The sequence below is a fragment of the Flavobacterium sp. M31R6 genome (assembly GCF_013284035.1).
GTDB lineage: Bacteria > Bacteroidota > Bacteroidia > Flavobacteriales > Flavobacteriaceae > Flavobacterium.
In genome coordinates this window covers 2,910,360-2,935,311 of sequence record NZ_CP054141.1, presented here as the reverse complement: position 1 = coordinate 2,935,311, position 24,952 = coordinate 2,910,360, and the positions used below count along the sequence as shown (strand labels likewise).

23 protein-coding genes are annotated in these 24,952 nt (G+C 34.6%); 14 read left to right on the top strand and 9 right to left on the bottom strand.

Features of this window, described 5'->3' with window-relative positions:
* Positions 1-51 precede the first annotated feature (51 nt).
* Together HQN62_RS12030 and HQN62_RS12025 are read right to left on the bottom strand one after the other, a co-directional pair.
* The gene (locus HQN62_RS12030) at positions 52-357 is read right to left on the bottom strand and encodes a hypothetical protein (RefSeq protein WP_173504531.1); all 306 of its coding nucleotides are present in this window, start codon (positions 355-357) and stop codon (positions 52-54) included.
* Between the two features lie 531 nt (positions 358-888).
* Positions 889-1,350 (bottom strand): SRPBCC family protein, encoded by a 462-nt coding sequence (locus HQN62_RS12025; protein WP_173504530.1) that lies wholly within the window; start codon positions 1,348-1,350, stop codon positions 889-891.
* 151 nt (positions 1,351-1,501) lie between these two features.
* Between HQN62_RS12025 and HQN62_RS12020 the strand changes: the two genes are divergently transcribed.
* On the top strand, positions 1,502-2,731 hold the full coding sequence (locus HQN62_RS12020) for a multidrug effflux MFS transporter (protein WP_173504529.1): 1,230 nt from the start codon (positions 1,502-1,504) through the stop codon (positions 2,729-2,731).
* Positions 2,732-2,821: 90 nt separating this feature from the next.
* Here HQN62_RS12020 and HQN62_RS12015 read toward each other — a convergent pair whose 3' ends face one another.
* From HQN62_RS12015 to HQN62_RS11990, 6 genes are all read right to left on the bottom strand, one after another.
* The gene (locus HQN62_RS12015) at positions 2,822-4,018 is read right to left on the bottom strand and encodes a PAS domain-containing sensor histidine kinase (RefSeq protein ID WP_173504528.1); all 1,197 of its coding nucleotides are present in this window, start codon (positions 4,016-4,018) and stop codon (positions 2,822-2,824) included.
* Between the two features lie 293 nt (positions 4,019-4,311).
* Positions 4,312-5,958: an alpha/beta fold hydrolase gene (locus HQN62_RS12010; RefSeq protein ID WP_173504527.1), complete on the bottom strand. Its 1,647-nt coding sequence runs from the start codon at positions 5,956-5,958 to the stop codon at positions 4,312-4,314.
* A 124-nt stretch (positions 5,959-6,082) separates the two neighbouring features.
* On the bottom strand, positions 6,083-7,354 hold the full coding sequence (locus HQN62_RS12005; RefSeq protein ID WP_173504526.1) for an NAD(P)/FAD-dependent oxidoreductase: 1,272 nt from the start codon (positions 7,352-7,354) through the stop codon (positions 6,083-6,085).
* A 306-nt stretch (positions 7,355-7,660) separates the two neighbouring features.
* Entirely contained in the window at positions 7,661-8,998 is a 1,338-nt protein-coding gene (locus HQN62_RS12000) for a DEAD/DEAH box helicase (RefSeq protein ID WP_173504525.1), read from the bottom strand.
* A 445-nt stretch (positions 8,999-9,443) separates the two neighbouring features.
* Positions 9,444-10,982: a DEAD/DEAH box helicase gene (locus HQN62_RS11995; protein WP_116798108.1), complete on the bottom strand. Its 1,539-nt coding sequence runs from the start codon at positions 10,980-10,982 to the stop codon at positions 9,444-9,446.
* Positions 10,983-11,091: 109 nt separating this feature from the next.
* Positions 11,092-11,619: a DUF6155 family protein gene (locus tag HQN62_RS11990; protein ID WP_173504524.1), complete on the bottom strand. Its 528-nt coding sequence runs from the start codon at positions 11,617-11,619 to the stop codon at positions 11,092-11,094.
* Between the two features lie 105 nt (positions 11,620-11,724).
* On the opposite strand from HQN62_RS11990, the gene HQN62_RS11985 reads away from it, so the two are divergent.
* Together HQN62_RS11985 and HQN62_RS11980 are read left to right on the top strand one after the other, a co-directional pair.
* Positions 11,725-12,000 (top strand): DUF3817 domain-containing protein, encoded by a 276-nt coding sequence (locus HQN62_RS11985; protein ID WP_116798110.1) that lies wholly within the window; start codon positions 11,725-11,727, stop codon positions 11,998-12,000.
* 4 nt (positions 12,001-12,004) lie between these two features.
* Positions 12,005-13,261, top strand: a complete 1,257-nt coding sequence (locus HQN62_RS11980) for a mechanosensitive ion channel family protein (protein WP_173504523.1) — start codon at positions 12,005-12,007, stop codon at positions 13,259-13,261.
* Positions 13,262-13,412: 151 nt separating this feature from the next.
* Here the strand turns inward: HQN62_RS11980 and HQN62_RS11975 are convergent, their stop codons facing one another.
* Positions 13,413-13,799 (bottom strand): acyl-CoA thioesterase, encoded by a 387-nt coding sequence (locus HQN62_RS11975; protein WP_111410862.1) that lies wholly within the window; start codon positions 13,797-13,799, stop codon positions 13,413-13,415.
* A 70-nt stretch (positions 13,800-13,869) separates the two neighbouring features.
* On the opposite strand from HQN62_RS11975, the gene HQN62_RS11970 reads away from it, so the two are divergent.
* The 11 genes from HQN62_RS11970 to HQN62_RS11920 all read left to right on the top strand — a co-directional run bounded on the left by HQN62_RS11970 (position 13,870) and on the right by HQN62_RS11920 (position 24,937).
* Entirely contained in the window at positions 13,870-14,268 is a 399-nt protein-coding gene (locus tag HQN62_RS11970) for a glyoxalase (protein WP_173504522.1), read from the top strand.
* A gap of 344 nt (positions 14,269-14,612) precedes the next feature.
* Entirely contained in the window at positions 14,613-15,173 is a 561-nt protein-coding gene (locus HQN62_RS11965; protein WP_173504521.1) for a gluconate 2-dehydrogenase subunit 3 family protein, read from the top strand.
* A 48-nt stretch (positions 15,174-15,221) separates the two neighbouring features.
* The gene (locus HQN62_RS11960; RefSeq protein ID WP_173504520.1) at positions 15,222-16,925 is read left to right on the top strand and encodes a GMC oxidoreductase; all 1,704 of its coding nucleotides are present in this window, start codon (positions 15,222-15,224) and stop codon (positions 16,923-16,925) included.
* Positions 16,926-16,944: 19 nt separating this feature from the next.
* Positions 16,945-18,099: a Gfo/Idh/MocA family protein gene (locus tag HQN62_RS11955; protein WP_173504519.1), complete on the top strand. Its 1,155-nt coding sequence runs from the start codon at positions 16,945-16,947 to the stop codon at positions 18,097-18,099.
* A 10-nt stretch (positions 18,100-18,109) separates the two neighbouring features.
* The gene (locus tag HQN62_RS11950; protein ID WP_173504518.1) at positions 18,110-19,162 is read left to right on the top strand and encodes a sugar phosphate isomerase/epimerase family protein; all 1,053 of its coding nucleotides are present in this window, start codon (positions 18,110-18,112) and stop codon (positions 19,160-19,162) included.
* Between the two features lie 114 nt (positions 19,163-19,276).
* A complete protein-coding gene (locus tag HQN62_RS11945) occupies positions 19,277-19,639 on the top strand; it encodes a c-type cytochrome (RefSeq protein WP_173504517.1) in 363 nt (120 codons plus the stop codon).
* A gap of 15 nt (positions 19,640-19,654) precedes the next feature.
* Entirely contained in the window at positions 19,655-21,118 is a 1,464-nt protein-coding gene (locus tag HQN62_RS11940) for a Gfo/Idh/MocA family protein (RefSeq protein ID WP_173504516.1), read from the top strand.
* A gap of 25 nt (positions 21,119-21,143) precedes the next feature.
* Entirely contained in the window at positions 21,144-21,854 is a 711-nt protein-coding gene (locus tag HQN62_RS11935; protein WP_173504515.1) for a 3-keto-disaccharide hydrolase, read from the top strand.
* 39 nt (positions 21,855-21,893) lie between these two features.
* Positions 21,894-23,123, top strand: coding sequence for a nucleoside permease (locus HQN62_RS11930; RefSeq protein WP_173504514.1), 1,230 nt, complete (start codon positions 21,894-21,896; stop codon positions 23,121-23,123).
* A gap of 20 nt (positions 23,124-23,143) precedes the next feature.
* The gene (locus HQN62_RS11925) at positions 23,144-24,037 is read left to right on the top strand and encodes a hydroxypyruvate isomerase family protein (RefSeq protein WP_173504513.1); all 894 of its coding nucleotides are present in this window, start codon (positions 23,144-23,146) and stop codon (positions 24,035-24,037) included.
* 27 nt (positions 24,038-24,064) lie between these two features.
* Positions 24,065-24,937: a sugar phosphate isomerase/epimerase family protein gene (locus HQN62_RS11920; RefSeq protein ID WP_173504512.1), complete on the top strand. Its 873-nt coding sequence runs from the start codon at positions 24,065-24,067 to the stop codon at positions 24,935-24,937.
* Positions 24,938-24,952 lie beyond the last annotated feature (15 nt).

The following is a 24,952-nucleotide window of genomic DNA, read 5'->3' as shown; positions in this document are numbered from 1 at the left end:
GTTAATTTATTTGGGTGAATTGATAGCCGTTTTACCTAACGGCTAGTTTTTTTAAAATCGTAGGTCTAGTAAAAATTGTTTTTGTTCATCAGGAAGCTGAATGTCTTCCTTTTCAAAGTGAAGCCTTAAACGTTCCTCTAATTGTTTCCAAGTTTGCGAAACGACCTCAGTTTTATAATGACCGTGATTGACAATAGTCAAACCTTTCAAATCCTTTTTAATTTGTACTTGATACTGAGAAACTTCAGGAATATCCTTTTTATACACTTTGTCCTTTAAAGTCTTTAGATAATAAAGAAACCTTTTTTCCGTTTCTTGATATTCGGGCGGAACAATCGCCAATAAAACCGACATCATAATTTTTTCGGTTTTGTTAATTTGTAGACATGGTTAATCTTAAACATGATTTCCTTGCATGATTTGGCAGAAATCACAAGCTTATCATATTTACAATCAGTCCAACCAATTTCAAAAAAGTAAACATCTTTAACGTAATTGTCAGGCAACTGCGTTATAGAAATTGAGCGTTTGGAATTTTTTAAACGAAAAGTTATTCTAGTCGGCTTGTCAGGGTTGACTCCCATACTTTGAGTCTTTGCATGAGGATATGCAAGCCTTTGGATTGTACGTAAATTAATTGGGGATAAATTACGTAGCAAATCACAATTTATCACAAATTTGCGATAATTCAATAATTCATTGTGCATTCTTAACTCTTTTTGTGTCATATTTTTCAAATATTATGCCAGCTGGCAGTTATTTGAAAAAAGAGTTTTTTTGTCTTTAATCTAAGCGTTAGACGCTTGTAATGTAGTTTTGATATTCATACTATAAATTATAGTTCATTTTGCACTATACAAAAAATAGCGAAAGGAGCCTTTTTTACCATTATTGAGCCATCTTTACCAACTCAACTTCAAGTCTGTCGAAGTTCTCTTCGTTTTTGTCAACTACAAATGGTCTTAATTTATTGGATTCTTCTGCTGTGTCGAAAATCATTCTGAAAATAATTTTTGTTTTGTCACTGTATATTTCTTCAAATGTAGCAAGAACTTTAAAAAGCGGCTTTGAATGACGTTTCCAGGCAATTAGATTTGGTTCGTCAATTTTTATAAATTCAACTTCATTGGGATAATTTCCTTTGTCTGGGCCGTGCATAATAAAACTCCATTTGCCGCCTGGTCGTAAGTCAAATTCATTGAAAGTATTTGTGAATCCTTTTGGTCCCCACCAATTTTTTAAATGATTTGGATCAGTCCAAGCTTTAAAAGAAAGATCTATGGGAAAGTTCATAATTCTCGTAGTTACAATTTCACAGTCTGGAGTTGTTGAGAAAATTTCTGGTTCCATTGTTATATTATTTTAGTGTTTGAAACGGGATGTAAGTAATTTTCAAACAGAAAGATAGTGAAAAATTGGAAAACACAATTCTTTGGAATGCCTATTATGGAAATTAAAATGATATTTCAATATGCTATCTTTGCAAAAGACAAAAAAGATTATGACAAAAGGGAAATACATACAGCTGATCTTAATTTTGGGTTCGATGACTGCGCTTGGACCATTTTCGATTGATATGTATTTGCCCAGTTTTTCAGGGATTGCCAAAGATCTTCACACTACAGTAACGATAGTTTCCGAATCCTTATCCAGTTATTTCATCGGGATTTCGTTTGGGCAATTGTTGTATGGGCCTTTATTGGATCGTTTCGGGCGAAAAAAGCCTTTATTTATTGGATTGCTTGTTTATATTTTGGCTTCTTTAGGATGCGCTGTTGTGGCTGATATTCATGTTTTTATAGGACTTCGGTTTATTCAGGCTGTTGGGAGTTGTGCGGCCACAGTAGCTTCGGTTGCGATGGTTCGGGACTTGTTTCCGGTAAAGGAAATACCTAATGTTTTGTCCAAATTAATGCTGGTTCTTGGACTTTCTCCAATGTTGGCACCCACTATTGGAAGCTATGTAACAACCTATTACGGTTGGCATCCCATATTTTTTATCCTTACGTTTCTGGGAGGTTTTGTGCTAATCGCATCACAGTTGGGCTTGCCTGATACACACAAACCAGATCGTACTATTTCATTAAAACCCAAACCTATCATTAATAATTTTGTATCAATTATCAAAGTACCGCAGTTTTATACCTATGCTTTGACTGGCTCAATTGCGTTCTCAGGATTGTTCACTTATGTTGCGGCCTCTCCAATTTTGTTTATGGATATTTTGAAAGTGGACGCGACGGTTTATGGTTGGATTTTTGCTTTTATGTCGGTGAGCTTTATTGGCTCCAGCCAATTGAATTCTTTATTATTGAGACGATTTTCCAGCGAACAGATGATTTTTGGTGCTTTGGTTGCCCAAATAACAATCAGTGTAACCTTTTTGATTTTGGCTCTTAATGGACTTTTGGGATTGTATGGTACAATCGCCATGCTATTTCTGTTTTTGGCTTGCTTGGGTATTTCTAACCCTAATACAGCAGGATTGACCCTTGCTCCTTTTGCTAAAAATGCAGGAAGTGCGTCAGCATTGATGGGGGCTATTCAGTTGGGGATTGGTGCTTTATCTTCTTTCGCGGTGGGTATTTTTGTCAAAGATTCGATGGTACCGATGGTTGCGATAATGACTTGCACTACTATTATCGCTTTTATTATTTTGAATATTGGTAAAAGAAAAATCAAGGAAACCGTTGTGAATTCTGGAGATGATGAGATTATGGTAGGACATTGAGATTACTATAAATCGCATTTTAATGAATTTTCAAGGTTATAGTCTTATTTTTCGAAATGAGGCTTACTTAATAACATTGATTTTTAAAAACTAGGCACTTTCATCAAACATAATTTCATCTGAACTGCCTATCTTGTATAGAGGTTTCTCAATGGGTAATGTAAAATAAAAAGTAGAACCTTCCCCTTCAATGCTTTCTACCCATATTTCACCGCCATTTTTTTCTAAAAAGCCTTTTACCAATAATAAACCTATTCCAGCGCCTTTATTCTCTTTTCTTGTTTCAGAAAGTGTTTTCATTTGCGGAGTGAAAAGTTTTTCCATGATTTCTTTAGACATTCCAATTCCAGTATCTTTCACCTGAACAATAATTTTATCCTCTTTGCTACTTGCTGAAATCTTTATTGAACCTCCTTTTTCGGTATGTTTTATGGCATTTGAAACGATATTTTGAATGATGGAAATTAACATTTTGCTATCGGCAAATACTGAAGTGTTCTCTTCGATTTCATGATGAAGATTTATAGTGTTTATTGACGCCGTTTCATTTAAAGTTTCAAATACTTTTTCAATGTATTCAATAAGTTTCAATTTTGTTGGAGAAAAGGTATCTGATGCGTATTTTATTCTTGCCCATTCCACTAAATAGTCCAACATTTCCAATTCATCTGTTGCCGATTTATAAACCAAATCAAGCATTTCCTGCACAGTATCAGGATTCATTTTGCGAAAATTTTCTTTTAGATATTTTGCAGTTCCTATAATTGCTGACAGCGGACTTCTCAAATCGTGCGAAAGTATCGCCATAACACTCTCTTTATGAGTATTAAGATCTTCCAATTCTTTAATGTAATTTTTTATCGCATCCTCTGATTGTTTTCTGTCAGTCAAGTCCCTTAAAACCTTGACGTAGCCTAACATTTCGCCGTTTAAACCGATGAGCGGAAAAACCAATCCATAAGCATAAAACAGGCTCTTGTCTTTGGCAATGTGCCATCTATTGTCTGTTGCTCTACCTTCTTTTAAAGCGGTTTCGATTTCCTTTTTTGGAATACCATTTTTTAAATCTTCCTCTGTAAATATTAGATCAAAAGGTTCACCAATAACTTCATCTGTTTCGTAACCAAATATTTTTGTAGAACCTGAACTCCAGCTATTTATGATAAAGTCATTGTCTAATGTAAAAATGGAATAATCTTGTAAACTGTCAATTATTTGACTATAAAACTCAGCCGTTGGTATGTATTTATTTTTAAGGACTTTTGTGAAATTTTGTTTGGTTTCCATTGGATTTATTTTAGTCATTATGATGAAATAGTAGGTATTATACAAAACACCATTGCTCATAATGTTGCTTTATTCAGCTAGTTTGATGCTAAATTAAGCCTAATCTTCGGATTTGTAACGAGACATCCAATAAAAACTATTTTTTAATTTAGTCAAATGCTAAAATCTATTGTAATTGCAGGAAGTTTCTGTTTTTGGTATTGAGAAACAACAGGATAATCTTTATTGTGGATTTACTTTACGGGGATGGATTGCAAATGTACGCTATCGGGTTCTTAGTGTTATATGTTTATTTATTTTCTTAAGAATTCGAAGATTAATTCACTTAATTTTTTTGGTTGTTCAAAAGGTATATAATGTGTTGCATTCGGAATGATTTCTAATTCAGAATTCTGTATCAATTTCTGTATCTCTTTAGAATGTTCTTCTTTTATTACATCATCGCTTCCAGCAATTATTAATACTGGATTAGTAATATGAATGAGTTGTTTTGAAGTTATATCTGGATGATTTAACATCAGTTTGATTAAACGTTGATTGTCTGCCTCATTTTCTGAAATTTGTTTTTTTAAATCATTTATGAAATATTCACTCACTCCAGAAGGATTTAAATTGGCACCGATTGTCACCAGTTTATTTACCAATTCAGGATGTTGCGAATTGAAAATCAATCCTGTATTTCCGCCGTCGCTCCAACCAATAATACTCATTTTTTCCAAATTCAGATGCTGAATGACCTTATATAAATCATCAGCGAATTCTTCATAAGTATAGTCCTCTTTTGTTAAGTCTGTGCTTTTTCCTTGACCCCGAGTATCAATTGCAATTACATGATAATATTTTGAAAAAAATGGTATCTGTTGATAGAAATCCGAAATACTCCCATTGTTACCGTGAAGAAATATTAAAGGATGTCCTTTACCGTATTCTTCATAATATATTTTTGCATTTCCTAAATCAATATATTTTCCATCCATACTTTTTCCATAACTTGTTTTTAGCGCTTTTTCTTTATTTGTAATAACTTCAATCAAAGTTTTAGTATCACTATTATCGGCGGTATTAGTATTATCGGTGCTATTATCTTCTTCAGTTAGATTCTTTTCGTCTTTATTTTTAGTATAACTGATTTCAAGGTTTGAAATAAAACCTCCTTCACTTGACTCCCAGATTCCCTGACTTTGATATCTGAAAAGTAAATTTTTGGAAAGTGTTTTTTTTGCTGACAGTCCAAATATAAATTCAGTATCTTCTAATGGTTTGTAATCAACTAATTGTAGGGTTATAGCAATCTTATCCAGATGATTAAAAACTAGTTTATATTTTGATAAATCAATATTCTGCCAGCCAGTTGTAGAAGTTTTATAAATGATGTTCTCGTTAAGAAGCGATTGATCAGGAACATTATTTTTGATACTGTAAATATTGAGTTTTAAAGTGATTTCCTTAAATTTTGAACTTGGTATAATATGATAATTATAAGATTTCAGCTTTGTTTTTTGATAAACTGGAAAGAAACTACCTTGTTCAATTGTTGGTACATTTTTATCAAACATCTTTGAAAACGTTAGAAAAGGTCTGGTTTTTTGTCCAACAACTTTTTTTTTCATTTTATTTGTCTTAATGACAACTTCATTAAGATTCGTTGTTTTATAATCTAAAATAATTTTAGGATTTGCTTGTAAGTCAGTTATAGAAACAATCTTGTCATTATATCCAATAGAACTAAAAACTATTTCTTTATTGTCTAAATTATTTGGAATTTCAAATTTATACTTTCCGTTTTCATCAGTAATTGTTCCTAGTTTTGTGTCTTTTATTCCAATTGAGCAATAAGGAACTATTATATTGTCTATGCTTTTTACATTTCCTTCAATTATCGTTTGTGCGTAACAGTTTAAGCTAACTGAAAGAGTAATTGCGAAAAAAAATCTATACATTTTTTGTTTTTAATTTCTGATAAATATAGATATCATCTTGCTTAAAATAGTTTAATTTAATTGAATTTTAACAATTAAATATAGAAGTATCTTACATAGAATATCAGTTTTTATTTCTTAAGTATCACACCTCCCCTTTCGTTCTCTTCTCAGGTCTGATAATCATTCGTAACGATTGGTCTTTTGAGAAATAAGCAATCATCCAATGGTAAAACGTGTTGATTCTATTGCGATACGTTATCAAGGACATCAAGTGAACAAATAACCAAATCATCCAAGCCAAAAAGCCATTGAAATGCATTTTGGGTTTGGGTAAATCGACAACAGCTTTGTTTTTTCCAATGATTGCCATTGAACCTTTGTCGTTGTATTTAAAGGGTTTCAAAGGTTTGTTTTGAATCATTAATTTGAAGTTTTCGGCAAGGTTTAATCCTTGTTGGATTGCCACTTGCGCCACTTGGGGGTGACCTCCCGGGAAATTTGCATCGTTGAGTTGGATGCCGGTATCGCCAATGGCGTAGATGTTATTGGTAGCGTTAACTTTGTTGAATGCATCGGTAGCCATTCGTTTGCCACGACCGTAACTTTCTGCCGGAATTCCTTCAAATTCCCTTGCCGAAACTCCTGCCGCCCAAATTAAGTTCTTGGTTTGTATGGTTTTTCCATCGGCGAAGAAAACGGTATCGTCTTTGTAATCAACCACTCGGGTATTTAGTTTGACAACGACTCCAAGTTGAGTCACTGCTTTGAGCGTATCGGCTTGTGATTCCAAGCTCATAGGCGATAACAAGGCATCTCCCCCATCGATCAAATAGATATTACTGGCGGAGGTTTGTAATTCGGGATATTCTTTGAGCAAAATGTTTTTTCGCATCTCGGCAAACATTCCGGAAACTTCCACTCCTGTTGGGCCTCCTCCAACTACGACAATGGTTAAATGTTTTCTGCGTTCGTGTATGTCTTTGCAAATGGCAGCTTTTTCCAAATTTTTCAATAATGCATTGCGCATTTCGATGGCATCATTGAGGGTTTTCATCGGAATGGCATTTTTCTTGACATTTTCCATTCCAAAATAACTCGTTTCGGCTCCCGTTGCAAAAACTAAGCAGTCATACTGCAATTCGCCGTTATTGAGGATGATTTTGTTTTCGCCAGGAATTACTTTAAGTAATTCGCCCAAGCGAAACTGCAGATTCTTTTTGCCTGCAAAAAACTTTCGGAAAGGATAACTTATGCTTGAGGGCTCCAAAAAGCCTGTGGCTACCTGATAGATGAGTGGCGGAAAGAAATTATAATTGTTTTTGTCAACAAGGGTTACTTCAATTCCTTTTTGGTTGGCGAGTTCTTTGGCTAAATTAATTCCGGCAAAACCTCCGCCTATAATTACTATTTGCATATTGTTTTTTTATATGATGTTAATCTGCTGTGCAACTCAAAAAAGTATTTCTTTAACCACATAGAAACATAGAAATAAAAAACTCATTAAAGAAATAATAGAAAATAATACTATTTTTCACATAGCTAGACTATGCGAAAAGTAAAACATCTATCGAACTCTTTTTGAAGAGTCATAATTTCTATGTCTCTATGTGGTAAAAAATATGCACCCAACGAGCTGATGTTATTAAAAAAAAAGCATCCATAAATATACACTATTTATGGATGCTATAAAAATATGGATTATTAAAAAACTTTTAAATAATTAGTTTCTTTTTAGTTTTTTAACAGGCTTTTCAGCTATTTCGGTTTTGTTTTGCAACAAATAATTGGCCAATAATTTTTCTATCAATTCGTCTTTGGTAAGATGATGAAAAATGGTTTTTATTTTTGTTTTTAATTCGGTATCAACGTCGTGATTGGGTTTGGTTTTGAAGATTTGCTTCGCCCATAAAAGCGTGTTGTTCTCTTCAATACTAGCTACGGATGGTTTTTTGTATTTGGAAAACTGGATTCCCAATTCTCTTTCAAAATCAGCAATTTCAGCAACTTCTTCGGGTTGCAATACAGTCAAAGAAAGTCCTTTGGCCCCTGCTCTAGCCGTTCTTCCGCTACGGTGAACGTAAACTTCATAGACATCAGGCAAGTGATAATTGACTACATAGGAGATTGCTGCCACGTCAATTCCCCTAGCGGCCAAATCTGTAGCCACCAAAATATTGATGTGTCCCTCACGGAATTGCTCCATAATTCGGTCACGAATTCCTTGAGACAAACTTCCGTGTAAAGCTCCTGATGAAAATCTATTGATTGCTAGGTTTTTGGCCAGTTTATTGACAGCAGCTTTGGTTTTACAAAAGATAATTCCGCGTTCTCCATCTTTAGAATTCAGGAAATGCATTAAAACATCCAATTTTTCTATAGGATCTACCACAATATAATTATGGTCAATTCCTTGATTACCCACAGTTTCCATACTGGCGCTTACCGTCACTACGTTTTTGTTTAAGTAATTCTGGATTAATTGCTTGATTGTTCCAGGCATAGTCGCCGAAAACAAAAAGGTTCTGTATGTTTTGGGTAATTCGGTAATGATTTCGTCCAAAGCTTCTTTAAGGATAGACACCATTTCATCGGCTTCATCGAGAACTAGAAATTTGGTTTCTTTTAGGCTAATGGCTTTGCGTTGCAACAAATCGATCAAACGACCCGGTGTGGCCACGACAATATGTGTTGGTGATTTTAATCTTTCGATTTGTGGTTTGATTGGGATTCCGCCGCAAACGGCTGCGATGGAAACTTCTGGAAGATACTTAGCATAACTCTCCAGATTAGTAAAAATCTGTTGACCTAATTCTCTTGTAGGTACTAGGATTACGGCTTGAACTGCAGCGACATTGGTGTCTATCAATTGCAATAACGGCAATCCAAAAGCAGCGGTTTTTCCCGTTCCTGTTTTGGCAAGTCCTACGATATCGGTAGTGTTAGCTAACAATAGCGGAATGGTTTTTTGCTGAATTTCGGTTGGGGTTACAATTTCCATTTCGGTAATCGCTTTTAGTATTCCTTTTGAAACCCCTAAATCTGAGAATTGTGTTGACATGCTTTTTTGTTTTTTTAATTGTAAAATGCTCTTGAATAGCAAAATGTTGTTTTAGCCCGGATCGTAGCGGCATCCTTTTCTTGCCTCCTTTAGGCAAGAAAAGATATAGCGGACAGCCGGAAATAGCTCCTAAAAATTATTTATATAAATCAACATGACTATCCGTGACTAATACCAAACCTATAAAATTGGCCACGGATTAAAAAGATTTACACAGATTTTATTATTTATATAAATGAACATGACTATCCGTGACTAATACCAAATCAATAAAATTGGCCACAGATTAAAAAGATTTACGCAGATTTCTTTAATAATGAGTATGAAATCTGTGAGAATCTGTGTAATCAGTGGCAAAAAAAGTATACTTGGTACACTTTCGGACAGTCATATAAATCAACATAGAGACACATTGTATTGCGTCTCTATGCTGAAATTTAATGTTTTAATCGGCTTCGTTCATGACTTTTTCACGGTATTTTTTACCGATTAATAAGGTCATTTTTAATTTATAATCGTCCATTAGCCATTCTCTGTAGTTCTTGCTACATTGACTAAGGCATTTTGAAAAACGTTTTACGCGATATTCGATATCGGCTTCCAATTCTTTTGAAAGCGCTTTGGCTTCCTGTAATTCTTCGGTATTGTCCACACACATGGCTGCGTGTTGGTCAATTGATTTTTCTAAAACTACTTTGGATCTTAAGTTCTGAGCTATAGCCAGTTTGTGTTCTTCATCTACATCAAAAGTAACGTCTGCCGTTTTGCTGAATTTGGCACGTAATTCTGGCGGCATCGAATATTTGAAATGCGTTTCTATTTCGCTGTCATCCCTTAAATTCTCTAAGTAAAACTCAGGTGATTTAAAAATATGTTGCCAATTTACTGGATCGCTCCAGAGTCCGAAACGAGCAGCATTATTTCCTAAATCAATTACGGCAAATTCGTCTTTTCCGGGTAATTTTCTAGAACCACGACCAATCATTTGGAAATATAAAGTCAGGGATTTGGTCGCTCTGTTCAAAATAATAGTTTCAACGGTAGGTTCATCAAAGCCCGTGGTGAGGATTCCGACAGAAGTAAGAATAGCATCAGGTGTATGTTTAAACCAATGCAGAATCTCTTTTCGTTCTTCGGTACTGCTAGTGTTATCGAGGTGGCGAATACCGTAGCCTGCTTCCCTGAAAGTCTCATACACATATAAGGATGTGTTGATTCCGTTGTTGAAAATCAAGGTTTTTTTGCCTAAAGATTTCTCGGTGTACGCATGCAATAATTTTTCTTGCATGGCCATATTGGTATATAAATCATCGGAAGATTTTACGGTGTAATCTCCGTTGATACCTACTTTTAAGGATGTTAATCCAACATCATAACTATAGGTAACCGCTTTTGCCAAGAAACCGTTTTCTATTAATGAGCTAATGGTGTCACCCACGATTAGTTCATCATAGCTTTGGTGCATTGGTAATTTTATGTTTGAACTCAAAGGAGTAGCTGTTACTCCCAGTATGAAAGCATTTTTGAAAGATTTTAATAATTTTCTAAAGGAATTGTAATGCGCCTCATCGATAATAACCAAACCAATATTGTCTAAATGTAGTTTTTCGTCATTGATACGGTTTTTCAAAGTCTCGACCATGGCCACAAAACAAGAGTAATCATTTTGGTCTGGAAGTTCTTTTACTTTGCTGTTGATGATTTTATTTTTTACGTCAAAACCCTTCAACATTTTTGAAGTTTGTTTACACAACTCGATACGGTGCGTTAGCACTACCACTTTTTTGTTGTGTTGTGACAAATAACGGCGAACAATCTCAGAAAAAATAACTGTTTTTCCTCCACCGGTAGGCAATTGGTATAATAAATGATGTTGTGCAGGTGCATTGTCTATACGCTCAAATATGGCGTCAATGTCTCCTTGTTGGTAAGCGTAAAGTTCTTTTTTGGCTTCGATTTCAATTTCTAAACTCTCTTGATGCATTGTATATTTTTCGATTTTTGCAAAAATACGCCTAAAAAACAGTTATTCGGCCAATTTTTTTTAAAAATATATAGGACGGATTAATTAAAATCAATTACAAATGGGGCTCTCAGTCCTCCAAAAGTTCAATAGTTGTTTTGAAATCAGCGACATTCTTCCATTTTTGGGAAGAAGCTTCATCGCAAATAGCGATTAATCGACTTTTGAATTCACTGATAATTCCATTTGAAATGATGAATTTTGAGGCTTGTTCGAAAGAATTGAACATGCTTTTATAAAATAATTCTTGTTTTATTATGTTTTCTGAAGAAAAAGTTTGGGCAATTTCAACATTATACAACATCACATCGGCTATGACAAAGGGATCAACCCCCAATAAAATAAAATGCTTGATGTATTTTTGAGCAACCGAGCGTCTCATTTTTGGCTTTTTTCTTTTGCCTTTGTTTTGCAATGGAAAATATTCATGGGAGATTTTGAGTTTGCACTCCTGTAACAAGGTTTCTTCCTTTGGATTGAAAACAAAATTGTAATAGACTTTTACGGGAAGGAACTTTTCATACAATTCAAGTATTTGCTCTTCTAATTGCTCTTTATTGAGTTCATTCAAATATTTTTTTAAATCGCGCTTGCTCATTTTCAAAGTTTAAGAATACAAAAGTAATTTAGTTTTCTAATGAATACATCAATAATGATTGATATTGACTAATTTTGCCCTTTATAATTGAAAAAACAACTACAAATGCTTAAAATTTTCAAGATTACTGCCATTTTAGAAGGCATCTCTTTTCTGGTTTTATTTTCGAATATGCTTTTTATTAAAACAAACAATCCCGAACTTTATCATACTATGTTACGTCCGTTGGGAATGACTCATGGTGTATTATTTATTGGTTACGTTTTATTGGCTTTTTTATTGAAAAAGGCTCAAAATTGGAATTTTAAAGCCTTTGGGATTATACTAATTGCTTCATTAGTTCCGTTTGGTACCTTCTATATAGAAAAAAAATACTTGTAAAATTATGGACAAACTCATTCAATTCATTTTTGAATTCCTCTACCCTATTTTTAGACATTGGGGAATGAGCAGAACTACATCGACTTATTTGAGTTTGTTTTTCAATACTATTTTGCTTTGTTTTTTGGCTTATGGCTTGTACGTGGTTTTCCGATTTATCTTGGTGACTATAATGGCCATTGTCGCCCAAAGAACCAAAACTAGATTTGATGATTTATTAGTAAGTAATAAAACAGCTAAGTATATTGCTTATTTGGTTCCGTTATTTTTTGTCTTTAAGTCGGTTCCAGTGATTTTGGATAAGTTTGAATACTGGGAAAGCATTTTTGGCAAAACCGTGGGTGTTTATATTGTTTTGCTGATTTTATGGATTATCCGAACCATTTTTAATTCCCTGCGTGACTATCTAAAATTGATTCCACGATACAGCGACAAGCCTATCGATAGCTTCATTCAGGTTATAATGATTGTGCTGTGGATGTTTGGAATTGCTTTGATTATTTCAAAACTCTTTGATATTGACCAAAAGGAATTGCTGACTATTTTGGGAGCTGTTTCGGCAGTAATCATCTTGATTTTTAGAGATACTATTTTGGGTTTTGTGGCAAGTGTCCAAGTTGCAATAAACGACATGGTGCGTATTGGTGACTGGATTACTATGGATCGTTATGGTGCCGATGGTGATGTGATAGAAATCAATCTGGCTACGGTTAAAGTTCGAAATTTTGACAATACCACAACCACGATTCCAACCTATAGTTTGAGTTCCGACTCCTTTCAAAACTGGAGAGGAATGCTTAACTCTGACGGAAGGCGTATCAAGCGACATATCATAATCAAAGCCAATAGTATTCGTTTTCTAGAAGATCAGGAACTCCTTGATTTAAAAAAAATAGATCTTCTAACCTCTTATATTAATCTTCGAAAAAGCGAAATTGACAACTACAATTTGGGAAATAAAATCGATAAAACGCTGGCTATAAATGGTCGCAACTTAACCAACCTAGGTTTGTTCCGAAAATACATTACCCAATACCTACAGCAATATCCTGGATTGAATAAAGAAATGCTAATGCTTTGCAGACAATTACAACCCACTCCATATGGTATTCCTCTGGAGATTTATGCTTTTTCTAAAGACAAACGTTTTGAGAATTATGAATACATCCAATCGGACATATTTGATCATATTATTGCTTCAGTTTCTTACTTTGGTTTGGAAATTTTTGTAATGCCATCTGAAAATATTGTTAAGCCGTAAGATAAGACCGAATTTTTAAAAAAAAACATAATCTTCTTAAATCTGCTGAATTTGAATGCAATGCAAATTCAGCAGATTTAAGAAGATTTTTTTAATGATTAAAGTTATTAAAGATTGCGAAACTTAGAGGCTCAGAAGCTTAGTCTCTCTTTTAACCTATTCTGTCTTTTACATATTCAATTTCGGTTTTTCCATGCGCTTTTGGTTTTCCGTCTTCGCCTAGATTTACCATTGTAGTGCTGTCTATGGTAATGATTGTTTCGCGTGTCATCATATTTCTGGCTTCACATATTAATTCAATAGAACTGCGCCCAAATTTTACAACATCAATTCCAATTTCGATTATGTCTCCTTGTCTGGCAGAACTTCTAAAATTAATCTCAGACATGTGTTTAGTAACAATTCTGGAATTTTCTAATTGTATAATGGTGTACAAAGCCAGCTCTTCGTCGATCCAAGCCAATAATTTTCCGCCAAATAATGTCCCGTTAGGGTTTAAGTCTTCTGGTTTTACCCATTTTCTAGTATGAAATCGCATATTTTTTGATTTAATAATGCTAAAATAAGACATTGCTAACAGTAATTTTTATATTTTTAAAGAAAAAAAGATGAATCAAAGAGATAAATTAATCAGAGAAATTCGAGGAGAATCATTGGGAAATGTGAGTAATCAGTCGTCTTCAGATGAGTTGTTTCAAAATGAAGTACTTAGGCCCATTTTGAAATTACAGAACGATTTGTTTATCGCCTCTTTTTTAAATTATATCAGTAAATACAAAAGAGATTTTTACACCAAATCGGTTGAAAACAAATTAGCTATTATTGAAAATGCGATTCAAAAAGACATTAAATTCCGAAATGCCTTAAAGGGAATGATTATCGCATTGTTTACAACTGATGAATATGCACTATATATTCAAAACTCTTCCAGTCTGAACAAAAGGATGATGAATTTATTGATTGAAAGATTGAAAAGTCAAGTTCAGTTGTTTGATAAGGAGAGCTAATCAGTCTAGTTAGTGTGTTGTTTTAACGCAATGAAATGAGTTTTTAATCTTATTGATAATTTTTAATAAGATTTTTATAGTATATAAAGCCTCATAATTATTTTATACCGAAATTTTCTTAAAAAGCACCTTCTTAAAACTTTGCATTTTTTCTTGCTTCTTAGAGCTTGACGTCGTGTATTTTTTATATTATTCACTAAAACGTTTTATTAATTGTGAATTCTTAATTTGTTTTATTTAATTAACGCATTTATGGCGAATATGTTTGTTTTTTATTTATTATTGTAATGTATTGATAATTGCATTATTGATAATTATTAAATAATATTTTTAATATTTCGCAAATGGAAAGACGAGAGGCACTAAAAAAGTTAGCTTATTTGATGGGAGGAGCAATTTCTGCCACCACAATGGGTGTATTATTTGAAAGTTTTACTGTATTCGATCCCGAACAGAATACCTATTCTTTTACGGTTACGGATGAAGAAATTTTAGCTGAATTTTCAGAAATTATTTTACCGACAACTGCTAAATCTCCTGGAGCAAAAGCTGCAGGTGTTGGTGCTTTTATTCCATTAGTTGTAAAAGATTGTTATCCTCCAAAACTGCAAGAAGTCTTTAAGAATGGATTTGCAGATATGTTGGCAAAATGCAAAACTAAATTCAACAAAGAATTTCTAAGTCTCAATACTGAAGAAAAAAATCAACTCATGAATGAATTAAAGCAACAGGCTATCGATAGCAATAAGGAACCTTCTTTCTTTTTGATTGCTAGAGATTTGACCCTGTTGGGTTATTTTTCTTCGGAAATTGGTTGTACAATGGCTAGAGAATATTTGCCTATACCTGGGAAATATGATGGAAATGCCGAATACAAACCTGGTCAGAAGGCTTGGGCCACATAATGCCGAAGTATTTGTAACTAATTTTATTAATTCCTAAAAAAGAGACTCGTGAATATCAATACAGATTTAAAGAAGCAAAATACTTATGACGCAATTGTCATAGGTTCAGGAATAAGTGGAGGATGGGCAGCCAAAGAATTAACGGAAAAAGGATTAAAAGTCCTAATGTTAGAACGTGGTATGAACATCGAGCACATAAAAGATTATGATTCGGCGATGAAAGCCCCTTGGGAAATACCGTATGCCGGAAAAATGACAGAAGAACAAAAGCGAACTCATCCCGTGCAAACCAGAGATTATCCGTACAGTCAGGCTAATGAAAGCTGGTGGGTAAACGATTTAGAATGTCCTTATACCGAAGACAAGCGTTTTGATTGGTACAGAGGTTTTCATGTAGGTGGAAAGTCTTTAATGTGGGGACGTCAGAGTTATCGCTTAAGTGATCATAATTTTGAAGATAATGCCAGAGATGGTCACGGAAATGACTGGCCAATTCGATATAAAGACATTGCCCCTTGGTATGATTATGCAGAAAAATTTGCCGGAATAAGCGGCCAAAATGAAAATTGGCCTTTATTACCAGACGGTCAATTTTTACCTCCTATGGATATGAATTGCGTTGAAAAATCAGTAAAAGAACGCATTGAAAAGCATTATAATAAGTCCAGAATTATGACAATTGGACGAACTGCAAATCTTACTCAACCTCATTTAGGTAGAGGTAGTTGTCAATATAGAAATTTATGCAGTAGAGGTTGTCCATTCGGAGCCTATTTTAGTACACAGTCTTCTACATTGCCAGCAGCTATGGCTACTAAAAGACTTACTGTTCGCCCCTACTCGATTGTTAATCATATTATTTATGATAAAGAAACCAAAAAAGCCAAAGGGGTAATGGTCATTGATGCCGAGACCAATGAAACCATGGAATTTTATGCAAAAATTGTTTTTGTAAATGGATCAACGCTAGGTTCTACTTTTGTTTTATTGAATTCAACTTCAGAAGCTCATCCAAATGGTTTGGGTAATAGTAGTGGACAATTGGGGCATAATTTAATGGATCATCATTTTAGATGTGGTGCTGAAGGTAGTGCTGAAGGTTTTGAAGACAAATATACTTATGGACGAAGAGCCAATGGTATTTATATTCCAAGGTATCAAAATTTTAATGGAGACAAACGTGATTATTTGCGTGGTTTTGGATATCAAGGAGGAGCCAGTAGAGGAAATTGGCATAAAGAAGTTGCCGAATTAGCCTTTGGAGGTGATTTCAAAGAAACATTATCAAGACCTGCAGACTCTTGGACAATGGGATTAGGAGGTTTTGGAGAAATGCTTCCTTACTACGAAAATAAAGTGTACATCGATCATTCTAAAAAAGACAAATGGGGACAACCTGTATTGGGAATTGACTGTGAATACAAAGAAAATGAAGCTAAAATGCGTGAGGACATGATGTATGATGCTGCCGAAATGCTGGAAGCTGCAGGTATGAAAAATGTAAAACCCTATGACAATGGTTGTTTTCCCGGAATGGCTATTCACGAAATGGGAACTGCCCGTATGGGGAATGATCCAAAAGAATCTGTGTTAAATAAATGGAATCAAATGCACGAAGTGAATAATGTGTTTGTTACTGATGGTTCTTGTATGCCTTCAACTGCTTGTCAAAATCCTTCATTAACATACATGGCTTTAACTGCCAGAGCTTGTGATTATGCAGTAAAAGAATTAAAGAAAAAAAATATCTAGATTTTTGGATTATTAGATTATGAGAAAATTAAAAATGGGAATGATTGGCGGTGGCAAAAATGCTTTTATTGGAGCAGTTCATCGCATTGCGGCCAACATGGATGGATTGATCGAATTGCATTGTGGTGCTTTTAGTTCCAATCCTAATTTATCTCTTGAATCTGGTAAAGAATTCGGTTTGGCAGAAGATAAATGTTATGGATCCTATGTGCAAATGATTGAGACCGAAGCAAAATTACCTAAAAATGAGAGAATGGATTTTGTTTCTATAGTGACTCCAAATCATGCCCACTTTGCTCCTGCAATGCTGGCATTAGAAAATGGCTTTCATGTGGTTTTAGACAAACCGATGACTTTGACTTTAGCGGAAGCCAAATTATTGGAACAAAAAGTTAAAGAAACTGGACTTTATTTGTGCTTGACACACACTTACTCTGGTTATCCAATGGTAAAGCAAGCCCGCAGTATGGTAGCTGAGAATGATTTTGGAAACATTCGAAAAATAATGGTTGAATATCCTCAAGGCTGGTTAAGTACAAACTTTGAAAGCGGAGGAAACAAACAGGCGGCTTGGAGAACGGATCCATCCAAAAGTGGTATTAGCGGTTGTATGGGCGACATTGGAACTCATGCTGCTCACTTAGCTGAATATATTTCAGGATTAAAAATCACACAGCTTTGTGCGGATATAAATACTGTTGTTGCCAACAGAAGATTAGATGATGATGGAAATGTATTGCTTAAATTTGACAATGGCGCCAACGGGATTTTAGTGGCCAGCCAAATTGCCGCAGGTGAAGAAAATAGCTTAAAAATTAAAGTATATGGAGAAAAAGGTGGTCTAGAATGGCATCAAATGGAACCAAACACTTTGGTGGTAAAGTGGCTAGACTCCCCTACTCAATTGTATCGTACTGGAAATGGATATTTATCACCAATTGCTACTTTCAATACCCGAATTCCAAGCGGGCACCCAGAAGGATATCTAGAAGCGTTTGGGAATCTATACAAAAACTTTGCTTTGACTTTGCAATCAAAATTAGAAGGCAAAGAACCAACTGCAAATATGCTTGATTTTCCAACAGCAAAAGATGGTGTTCGAGGAATGGCTTTTATAGAAAATGTAATTGCTTCAGGAAAATCATCTCAAAAATGGACTGAATTTAAAATTTAAATCACAACAAATGACCACGATGCAAGGACCTGCGGTTTTTTTAGCGCAATTTATTTCTGATGAAGCTCCTTTTAATTCATTGGAAGGAATTTGCCAATGGGCTGCCAATCTAGATTTTAAAGGAATACAAATACCAACTCTGGATTCCCGTTTTATAGATTTGAAAAAAGCAGCAGAAAGTAAAACTTACGCTGATGAACTTACAGGAATTGTTGGTTCCTACGGATTAAAAATATCTGAACTTTCTACGCATTTGCAAGGTCAGTTGGTTGCAGTTCACCCAGCCTACGATGATTTTTTTGATGGATTTGCTCCGCAGGCTTTGCGAGGTAATCCAAAAGCAAGACAAGAATGGGCAGTACAACAATTGCATTATGCAGCAAAAGCTTCTCAAAATTTAGGTCTTAATGCACATGCGACTTTTAGCGGTTCGTTATTATGGCAATATTTTCATCCTTGGCCTCAACGTCCACCTGGTTTAATTGAAGATGGATTCAAAGAACTGGCTAAACGCTGGTTGCCAATCCTTAATGAATTTGATAAAAATGGTGTAGATGTTTGTTATGAAATCCACCCAGGTGAAGATTTATTTGATGGTGAAACATATGAAATGTTTCTCAAAGCGGTAAACAATCATCAAAGAGCTTGTATTTTGTACGATCCTTCACATTTTGTCCTTCAACAATTGGATTATATTCAATACATTGATTTTTATCACGAGCGAATCAAAGCTTTTCATGTGAAAGATGCAGAGTTTAATCCGACTGGAAAACAAGGAACTTTTGGAGGGTATCAAAGTTGGCTGAATCGTGCGGGCCGTTATCGTTCGCCTGGTGATGGTCAAATTGATTTTAAAACCATCTTTAGCAAATTAGCACAATACGATTACAAAGGTTGGGCGGTGATGGAATGGGAATGCTGTTTGAAAAATCAAGAGGATGGTGCTCGTGAGGGAGCCGAATTTATAAAAAAACACATAATTAAGGTTACTGATAAAGCTTTTGATGATTTTGCTGCGGTCGAAACCAACACACAGCTTAATAGAAAAAATTTAGGAATATAAATTGTTTTAATTAATACAATATGAAATCGTCAATAACTATAGGTTTGCGTAAGCAAAAACAAATAAATAAAAGACGATAACATATATGACCAATAACAAATAAATTTCACATATATGAAAATTAAAATTTTAGCAGCGATAATAGCTCTCGGTGGTTTATGTTCTTTTTCGAATTATAAATCAATTCCAACGGAGTATAGTGGTAAAGAAGAAGTTCAACCTTCTGAAGGAGAGTTAATAATGAAGAAACAAGATTGTGCTACTTGTCACAAAATTGATAAAAAAGTAATTGGACCCTCTTTTTTGGATATTTCCAAAAAATACCCAATGAATGATAAAAACATCAATTATTTAGCAGATAAAATTATCAAAGGAGGTTCTGGAGTTTGGGGCGCTATACCTATGGCAGCTCATACTGCATTAAAAAAAGACGACGCTAAAAAAATCGCCAAATACATTCTATCATTGAATAAATAAATTGAAACCTAATATATGGATCAAGACTTCAATCAAAAAAAAGAACCAGAATCGATTGTTCGTAGGGATTTTCTAAAAAAAGGCGCGCTAGCAACAGCTGCGTTTATGATTATTCCGAGGCATGTCATGGGTAGAGGCTTTGTGGCACCAAGTGACAGATTATTAATTGCTAGTATTGGTGTTGGTGGAAAAGGAAGGTCAGATGTCGCTTCTTTTGAGAAAAGTGGCCTCGCTAATGTAGCTTTTTTGTGTGATGTTGATACACGAAGAGCTGCTGATAGTGTAAAAGCTTTGCCGAAAGCCAAATTTTACAAGGATTGGCGCGAAATGTTCGATAAAGAACATAAAAACTTTGATGCTGTTTCAGTTTCTACACCCGATCATAATCATGCTATTCAAGCCTTTTCGGCTATGCAGTTAGGTAAACATGTGTACGTACAAAAACCAATGGCACATGATATTTATGAAGCTCACATGATGACTCAAGCAGCAGCTCGTTATAAAGTAGTAACACAAATGGGTAATCAAGGATCATCTAATGATGGTACTCGAATCCTAAAAGAATGGTATGATGCCGATTTGATTGGAGATGTTCATACAGTTTACGCCTGGACAGATAGACCTGTTTGGCCTCAAGGAATTCCTTGGTCAACGGCAAATACTGAAATTCCTAAAGAATTAGATTGGGATTTATGGCTTGGAACTGCTCCGAATAAAAATTATGTGGACAAATTAGTGCCGTTCAACTGGCGTGGTTGGTGGGATTATGGAACTGGCGCATTGGGAGATATGGGGTGTCATTTAATGGAAGCACCATTCTCAGTATTAAATCTAAAATATGCCAAAGATGTTCAGTGCAGTGTAGGTTCAGTTTATATTGATGAATTCAAAAGAGGTTATTTTCCAGAAAGTTGTCCTCCTTCCAGTCATGTGATGTTAACATTTCCTAAGACAGACAAAACGAAAGGAGATGTCAAAATACATTGGATGGATGGTGGTATTCAACCAGAACGTCCTGAAGAATTAGGAGCAAACGAAATATTTGGTGATGGAGGGAATGGTACTTTATTCATTGGAACAAAAGGAAAAATGATTTGTGACACTTATAGTGAAAATCCAAGATTATTGCCTTTAAGTCGTAATGAGAATCTAAAAATAGCTGAGAAGTACCCTCGAGTAAAAGATGGTGCCAGTGGTCATCAAAAACAATGGATAGAAGGCTGTATTGCTGGTTATGGTAAAAAAGAATTGAGTTCGCCTTTTGAAATTGCTGGTCCTTTAACAGAAGCCTTATTAATGGCCAATCTTGCCGTAAGAGGTTATGATTTGCACAATGAAGTATTAGGAGAAGATGTGTATCCGGGCCGTTCGGTTAAACTACTTTGGGATAATGATGCCAAGAAAGTAACCAATATCGATGATGTCAATCAATTTGTTAAACGTAATTATAGAGAAGGTTGGAAAAACCTAAGTTTTTAAAATAGTAAAATTAAATAGTAAAACCATGAAAAAAATTATAACAGCAGTATTAGTATTCACTTTATTTCAAACCATGCATGCTCAAAAAGGTTTTAAGCCTCTTTTTGATGGAAAAACAACAACAGGTTGGCATACTTATGGTAAAACTTCGGCTAGTGCTGGATGGAAAGTTGAAGATGGCGTTTTGCATTTTGATCCAGAGGCAGCCAAAAATGGTCAAGGAGGAGATTTGGTAACTGATGCTGAATATGAAAATTTTCATTTAAAAGTAGACTGGAAAATTGCCCCAAATAGCAATAGTGGAATTATTTTTTATGTAAATGAAAATCCAGAGAAATATAAAAACACCTATGAAACTGGTTTAGAAATGCAAGTTTTGGATAATGATGGTCACCCTGATGGAAAAATTACCAAACATCGTGCAGGAGATTTATATGATTTAATTCAAAGTAAATCGGAACCAGTTAAACCAGTTGGAGAATGGAATACAGCTGAAGTTGTTTGTAAAAATGGAAAACTGACTTACGTTTTAAACGGAGTTATTGTTGTTGAAACAACTCTTTGGGATGACAACTTTAAAGCATTGGTTGCAGGGAGCAAATTTGCTGCTTGGCCAGGTTTTGGAACGTTTAAAAAAGGAAAAATTGCTTTGCAGGATCACGGCAACAATGTGTGGTATCGTAACATCATGATTAAAGAATGGAATACGATGGAAACTACAACTGGCTGTAAATAATAGCTCTAAAATAAACTTAACCAAAAATTAACCTCTTTTATGAATACAACTATCCGCATTAAATTATCTGTAATGATGTTTCTGGAATTTTTTATCTGGGGGGCATGGTTTGTCACTCTTGGTACCTTTTTAGGGAACAATTTAAAAGCTTCTGGTTCAGAGACGGCAGCAGTTTTTTCCACCCAATCATGGGGAGCCATCATTGCTCCTTTTATTATTGGTTTGATTGCAGATCGTTATTTTAATGCTGAGAAAATCTTAGGTATTTTACATCTGGTAGGTGCATTTTTAATGTATCAGATGTATCAATCGGCAGATGTTGGATCATTTTATATCTATGTATTGAGTTATATGGTTTTGTATATGCCAACATTGGCTTTGGTAAATTCAGTGGCATTCAACCAAATGAAAGATCCAGAGAAAGAGTTTGCAAATATTAGAGTTTGGGGAACCATTGGTTGGATTTTAGCAGGATTGTCTATTAGTTTCTTGTTTCATTGGGATTCTGCGGAAGCTGTTTCTAATGGATTACTTAAAAATACCTTCCTTTTAGCAGGAATTGCAGCTTTGGTTTTAGGTTTGTTAAGTTTTTCATTGCCGAAAACGCCACCCAAAGTTAGTGAGGGAAAAATTAAAATTACCGATATTATTGGCCTTGATGCTTTAAAACTTTTAAAGGATAAAAATTTCTTGATATTTTTTATTTCATCGATTCTGATTTGCATTCCATTGGCTTTTTATTATCAAAATGCACATCCTTTTCTAACTGCTGCCGGAGTTGAAAACCCAACAGGGAAAATGGCAATAGGACAAATATCCGAAGCATTATTTTTATTATTCATTCCTGTGTTTTTTGCCCGTTTTGGATTCAAGAAAACAATTCTGGTTGGAATGCTAGCTTGGGCAGTTCGCTATGTTTTATTTGCATATGGCAATGGTGTTGATTTGAGTTTTATGCTTATTATCGGAATAGCTTTGCATGGAATTTGTTATGATTTTTTCTTTGTTTCAGGACAAATTTATACCAATTCAAAAGCAGGAGAAAAATACAAAAGCGCTGCCCAAGGACTGATAACATTGGCAACTTATGGTATTGGAATGTTAATTGGGTTTGCAGTTGCAGGCTGGATTACGGATAATTATAAAACGGCTGAAGGAGCAATCAATTGGCAAATGGTATGGATAATTCCTGCCGGAATTGCTTTTGCAGTATTCTTGATTTTCGCTCTTTTATTTCAAGATAAAAACAAATTGGTGGAAGAAGTTTAAATATTTTAAATACAAAAAAAATGAGTGCAACTTTTGATAGAAGAACCGCTATAAAGGGCATTCTTGCAGGGACTGTGACTTTAGGAATTCCAACAGGATTATCGGCTCTGGCAATACCGAAAGAAGAATTAAATTTAGAATCTAATATGTTGAAAGGAAGAATTAACCATTCAGTAGCTCGTTGGTGCTTCAGTGATTTTGATATTGAAACGCTTTGTTTGGAAGCTAGAAAAATTGGAATTACCGGTATTGATTTGGTTGGTCCAAAGGATTGGCCAATACTAAAAAAACACAATCTTGTTTCCACCATGTGTAATGGGGCAGAATTAAATTTAGTGGACGGTTTCAACGATCCAAAGTTTCATGAACAATTGATTAAAAATTATACGGAAATGATTCCTTTAGTGGCTGAAGCGGGTTATAAAAACTTGATTTGTTTTAGCGGAAGCAGGAGAGGAAAAACTGATGAAGAAGGCTGGAATAATTGTGTACTCGGGTTGAAAACATTGATTCCATTGGCAGAGAAACATAAAGTAACTTTGGTTATGGAGCTGTTAAACAGTAAGATTGATCACAAGGATTATCAATGTGATAAAACCTATTGGGGAGTAGAATTGGTGAAACGAATTAATTCGGAAAATTTTAAATTGCTATATGATATTTACCATATGCAAATTGATGAGGGTGACGTAATTCGAACTATCAAAGAAAATCACAATCACATCGCCCACTATCATACTGGTGGAGTTCCGGGACGAAATGAAATTGACGAAACCCAAGAACTCAATTACAGCGCTATAATGAAAGCCATTGCTGATAGCGGTTTTACAGGTTTTGTGGGACAAGAGTTTATTCCTAAACAAAAAGATAAAATAGCCTCTTTGAAAAAGGCAATTGCGATTTGTGATATTTAATTTTTAATCTAGTAAAAAGTAAAAACAATGATAAAGAGAAGAGATTTTATAATTAACAGCGGTTTGGCGTTGGGTGCATTGGCAATTGCCCCTTCCCTAGCCTTTTCAATAAAACCAAAAAATATTGGTCTTCAATTGTATACTTTGAGAGAAGCATTTTCTAAAGACGTAAAAGGCGTTTTAGAACATGTGGCTAAGTCTGGGTATAAAGAAGTGGAAACGTATGGATTTTCAGCTGAAAAAGGATTTTTTGGCACTTCTCCAAAAGATTTCAAAAAGATACTAACTGATAATGGACTAAAAGCAACAAGTGGTCATTATGATTTTAAATCATTTATAAAAGACAATAATGTCGATTTTCTGAAAACATCTATTGAATGTGCCAATGTATTAGGAAGTGAATATGTTACTGTTCCTTGGTTGGAAGAAAGTTTAAGAAGCAATTTAGACGATTACAAACGTATTGCACAAAAAGTAAACGAAGCCGCAGTTTTATGTAAACAATCTGGATTGAAGTTGGCTTATCACAACCATGATTTTGAATTCAAGAAGTATGGTGATCAATGTGGTTATGATGTTTTATTGAAAGAAACAGATAAAAAATTAGTGGATTTTGAATTGGATTTATACTGGGCAGTTCGCTCAGGAAATGATCCTTTGCAATTATTTAAAGCTAACCCTGGTCGATTTACGATGTGGCATGTAAAAGATATGGATAAATCCAAAGTAGAATGGAATACAGAAATTGGAGAAGGAAGTATCAACTTTAAATCCATTTTTGCAGAAGCTAAACTTTCGGGAATGCAACACTTTTTTGTAGAACAAGAGACTAACTACTCTCCAAATCCAACTGATTCTATTAAAACTAGTTGGGATTATGTATCTAAAAATTTAATTTAAACTTATTTTGCTATT

What these genes read in the sequence shown, in the direction of transcription:
- HQN62_RS12010 (WP_173504527.1), bottom strand. Translation starts at nt 5,958, where the DNA reads ATGTATAGATTTTTTTTCGCAATTACTCTTTCAGTTAGCTTAAACTGT.
- HQN62_RS12030 (WP_173504531.1), bottom strand. Translation starts at nt 357, where the DNA reads ATGATGTCGGTTTTATTGGCGATTGTTCCGCCCGAATATCAAGAAACG.
- HQN62_RS11965 (WP_173504521.1), top strand. Translation starts at nt 14,613, where the DNA reads ATGGAAAGACGAGAGGCACTAAAAAAGTTAGCTTATTTGATGGGAGGA.
- HQN62_RS11925 (WP_173504513.1), top strand. Translation starts at nt 23,144, where the DNA reads ATGAGTGCAACTTTTGATAGAAGAACCGCTATAAAGGGCATTCTTGCA.
- HQN62_RS11970 (WP_173504522.1), top strand. Translation starts at nt 13,870, where the DNA reads ATGAATCAAAGAGATAAATTAATCAGAGAAATTCGAGGAGAATCATTG.
- HQN62_RS12015 (WP_173504528.1), bottom strand. Translation starts at nt 4,018, where the DNA reads ATGGAAACCAAACAAAATTTCACAAAAGTCCTTAAAAATAAATACATA.
- HQN62_RS11980 (WP_173504523.1), top strand. Translation starts at nt 12,005, where the DNA reads ATGGACAAACTCATTCAATTCATTTTTGAATTCCTCTACCCTATTTTT.
- HQN62_RS12020 (WP_173504529.1), top strand. Translation starts at nt 1,502, where the DNA reads ATGACAAAAGGGAAATACATACAGCTGATCTTAATTTTGGGTTCGATG.
- HQN62_RS11920 (WP_173504512.1), top strand. Translation starts at nt 24,065, where the DNA reads ATGATAAAGAGAAGAGATTTTATAATTAACAGCGGTTTGGCGTTGGGT.
- HQN62_RS12025 (WP_173504530.1), bottom strand. Translation starts at nt 1,350, where the DNA reads ATGGAACCAGAAATTTTCTCAACAACTCCAGACTGTGAAATTGTAACT.
- HQN62_RS11935 (WP_173504515.1), top strand. Translation starts at nt 21,144, where the DNA reads ATGAAAAAAATTATAACAGCAGTATTAGTATTCACTTTATTTCAAACC.
- HQN62_RS11975 (WP_111410862.1), bottom strand. Translation starts at nt 13,799, where the DNA reads ATGCGATTTCATACTAGAAAATGGGTAAAACCAGAAGACTTAAACCCT.
- HQN62_RS11950 (WP_173504518.1), top strand. Translation starts at nt 18,110, where the DNA reads ATGACCACGATGCAAGGACCTGCGGTTTTTTTAGCGCAATTTATTTCT.
- HQN62_RS12005 (WP_173504526.1), bottom strand. Translation starts at nt 7,354, where the DNA reads ATGCAAATAGTAATTATAGGCGGAGGTTTTGCCGGAATTAATTTAGCC.
- HQN62_RS11990 (WP_173504524.1), bottom strand. Translation starts at nt 11,619, where the DNA reads ATGAGCAAGCGCGATTTAAAAAAATATTTGAATGAACTCAATAAAGAG.
- HQN62_RS11930 (WP_173504514.1), top strand. Translation starts at nt 21,894, where the DNA reads ATGAATACAACTATCCGCATTAAATTATCTGTAATGATGTTTCTGGAA.
- HQN62_RS11940 (WP_173504516.1), top strand. Translation starts at nt 19,655, where the DNA reads ATGGATCAAGACTTCAATCAAAAAAAAGAACCAGAATCGATTGTTCGT.
- HQN62_RS11955 (WP_173504519.1), top strand. Translation starts at nt 16,945, where the DNA reads ATGAGAAAATTAAAAATGGGAATGATTGGCGGTGGCAAAAATGCTTTT.
- HQN62_RS11985 (WP_116798110.1), top strand. Translation starts at nt 11,725, where the DNA reads ATGCTTAAAATTTTCAAGATTACTGCCATTTTAGAAGGCATCTCTTTT.
- HQN62_RS12000 (WP_173504525.1), bottom strand. Translation starts at nt 8,998, where the DNA reads ATGTCAACACAATTCTCAGATTTAGGGGTTTCAAAAGGAATACTAAAA.
- HQN62_RS11995 (WP_116798108.1), bottom strand. Translation starts at nt 10,982, where the DNA reads ATGCATCAAGAGAGTTTAGAAATTGAAATCGAAGCCAAAAAAGAACTT.
- HQN62_RS11945 (WP_173504517.1), top strand. Translation starts at nt 19,277, where the DNA reads ATGAAAATTAAAATTTTAGCAGCGATAATAGCTCTCGGTGGTTTATGT.